The 2,707-nt window shown below is 71.6% G+C and carries 3 protein-coding genes and 1 pseudogene; all 4 read right to left on the bottom strand.

Annotated features, from left to right (window positions below; translation table 11 throughout):
• Nucleotides 1-456: pseudogene (locus tag JF597_RS53335) on the bottom strand (hypothetical protein); the annotation flags it as partial.
• Nucleotides 457-460: 4 nt separating this feature from the next.
• Entirely contained in the window at nt 461-760 is a 300-nt protein-coding gene (locus JF597_RS53330) for a DUF4193 domain-containing protein (RefSeq protein WP_294014241.1), read from the bottom strand.
• 167 nt (nt 761-927) lie between these two features.
• Nucleotides 928-1,524 carry a TetR family transcriptional regulator gene (locus JF597_RS53325; protein ID WP_294014239.1) on the bottom strand — a complete coding sequence of 199 codons (597 nt, stop codon included), beginning with the start codon at nt 1,522-1,524 and terminating at the stop codon, nt 928-930.
• 5 nt (nt 1,525-1,529) lie between these two features.
• A partial coding sequence (locus JF597_RS53320; RefSeq protein ID WP_294014237.1) for an acyl-CoA dehydrogenase family protein occupies nt 1,530-2,707 on the bottom strand: 1,178 nt, incomplete at its 5' end.

Genomic DNA, 2,707 nt, shown 5'->3' with positions numbered 1-2,707 from the left:
AGAGCCTCGGGGGGCGCTGCCGTAGACCACGTGCAGCTCGGCGGTGAGCTTCACCTCGACGGCGACCACGGCCAGCGTCTCGGCGGCCAGCTGCACCGGCGCCGCGAGCAGCGCCGGTGGCGCCGCCATCTCCACGGCTGCAAGAGCGCCGGCGGCCGCGCCGATGCCCGCAGTGATGATCGAGGCGTTCCGGATGAGGGCGTCGGCGAGCGCGTCGCCGGACAGCCCCTGGTGGTGCTGACGCAGGGTGAGCAGGTCACGCACCGGGAGGTGCGGCGCGACCTCGTCGGCGAGCAGGTCGGCCAGCCGTCGCCCCGACACGGTGGCAGCCCGGGCCCCGGTGCCGAGCGCCCTCGCGACCCCGACCAGCAGGCCGCCCCGCTCCCGGTGGTCCAGGTCGTGCGCGGTCAGCCGGGCGATCGAGTCGCCCAGCTCCGACCGCGTCAGGTCGCTCACGCCGCTAGGCGCACTCGCGGCAGATGAGCCGTCCGCCCTTGTCGCTGGCGAGCTGGCTGCGGTGGTGCACGAGGAAGCACGACGAGCAGGTGAACTCGTCGCTCTGCTTCGGGAGCACCTTAACGGTCAGCTCCTCGCCGGACAGGTCGGCGCCGGGCAGCTCGAGCGCCTCGGCAAGCTCGGTCTCGTCGATGTCGACGCTGCCGCTCTGGGCCTCGGCGCGTCGCGCCTTCAGCTCCTCGAGGCTGTCCTCGCCCATGTCGTCGGCGTCGTTGCGTCGTGGGGTGTCGTAATCGGTGGCCATGGTCAGGGCTCTCCTTCTTCACGTCCTGCGCGGGTGCTAACGCACGGGGACGCTGTTCTGTGCCCGCCTTCGGGCACGACATTCACGTGTGTGGAGCGGCAGAGGGTAGCGGGTCGGTGAACGGGCCCCCTACCCCGTTCAGGGGTCTTTCACCAACGAGAGCGAGGTCACCCCGCCGACGATGCGCTTGCGCTCCCGTAAGCACCCCAGAGCAGGCCGGTGAGCTGCCCGCTCACGACCTCCCGCGGGCAGTCCCGCAGCTCCAGCCACCGGTCCCCCGCCGCCTGGACCATCCCGAGGATCGCGGCGTCCCACAGACCGGCCCGCAGGTCGTCGGGCGGCAGCCGGAGCTCGTGGCTGATACCGGCCGCGAGCAGCTCCTGGAGCCGGCGCAGGAAGCCCCGCACCGGACCCTTCGCGGGCGCGGCCTCCTCGGACTCGACGAGGAACCGGTACACCTGCGGCTCCTGCTCGATCACCGACAGGTAGGTGTCGATCGTCCGGTGCACCCGCTCCCGGTAGGTGCCGCCGGCGGTGAGGGCGTCCACCAGCGCGTCGAGCAGCCGGTCGGTGTGGCGCTCCGCGAGGGCGGCGTACAGGCCGCTCTTGTCCCCGAAGTGCCGGTACAGGATCGGCTTGGTGATCCCGGCCTCGGCGGCGATGGACGCCATCGAGGCCGACGCCCCGTCCCGCTGCACGACCCGGTCGGCCGCGGCGAGCAGTGACTCCCGCCGGGCGTCCCGGGTCTGCAGCGGAACGGACACCGTCGTCAGGGGATCTGGTGGCCGGAGATGGCCCGGCTGATGATCAGCCGCTGGATCTCGCTGGTTCCCTCGAAGATCGTGTAGATCTTGGCGTCGCGGTGCCAGCGCTCGACCGGGTACTCGCGGGTGTAGCCGTTGCCGCCCAGGATCTGGATCGCCTTCTCGGTGACCTCGACGGCGGTCTCGCCGGCGAACAGCTTCGACATCGAGCCCTCCCCGCTGGTGAAGGGGACGGCGTTGCGACCCATCCAGGCGGCGCGCCACACCAGCAGGCGGGCGGCGTCGATCTTGGTCTTCATGTCGGCGAGCTGGAACGCGACGCCCTGGTTCTGCACGATCGGACGGCCGAACTGCTCACGGGTGCCGGCGTAGTCCAGCGCGTACTCGTAGGCGGCCCGGGCGATGCCGACGGCCTGCGCGCCGACCGACGGGCGGGAGGCCTCGAAGGTGGCCATCGCGGCCTGGCCGCCCTTCTCGCGGCTGCTCGGCATCACCTCGCCGCGCTCGATGGCCGCCATCCGCTCCCGGCCCTTGGCCAGTCGGGCGTCGAGCTTCTCCTTGCCACCGAGCAGCTGCGCGCCCGGGATGCGGCAGTTGTCGAGGATCACCTCAGAGGTGTGCGAGGCGCGGATGCCGTGCTTCTTGAACTTCTGCCCCTGCGACAGGCCCTTGCCCTTGGAGTCCGGGCCGAGGACGAACGACGCCTGGCCGCGGGCCTTCAGGGCCGGGTCGACGGAGGCGACGACCACGTGCACGTCGGCGATGCCGCCGTTGGTGATCCAGGTCTTCACGCCGTTGAGCACCCACTCGTCGGTGGCCTCGTCGTAGACGGCGGTGGTCTTCATCGACGAGACGTCGGAACCGGCGTTGGGCTCCGAGACCGCGAGGGCGCAGAGCTTGACGTCGTCGGGGGTGCCGAAGCACTGCGGCGCCCACTCGGCGAGCTGCTCAGGGGTGCCGTTGCCGAGGATGCCGGCGAGCCCGAGGGTGGTGCCGACGATCGACAGGCCGATCCCGGCGTCGCCCCAGAACAGCTCCTCCATGGTGATCGGCAGGCTGATGCCGGTCTCGTCGCCCCAGGTGCTGGCGAAGAAGTCGAGGGAGTAGATGCCGGCCTTCGCCGCCTCCTGGATGATCGGCCAGGGGGTCTCCTCGCGCTCGTCCCACTCGGACGCGGCGGGAC

It is taken from the genome of Streptomyces sp., from assembly GCF_019510245.1.
Lineage (GTDB): Bacteria > Actinomycetota > Actinomycetes > Streptomycetales > Streptomycetaceae > Streptomyces.
The sequence above is the reverse complement of the archived record's forward strand: the minus strand, read 5'-3'. Positions and strand labels throughout refer to the sequence as shown.

Excerpts from the sequence above, each read along its gene's own strand:
- JF597_RS53330 (WP_294014241.1), bottom strand. The coding sequence starts at position 760 with ATGGCCACCGATTACGACACCCCACGACGCAACGACGCCGACGACATG.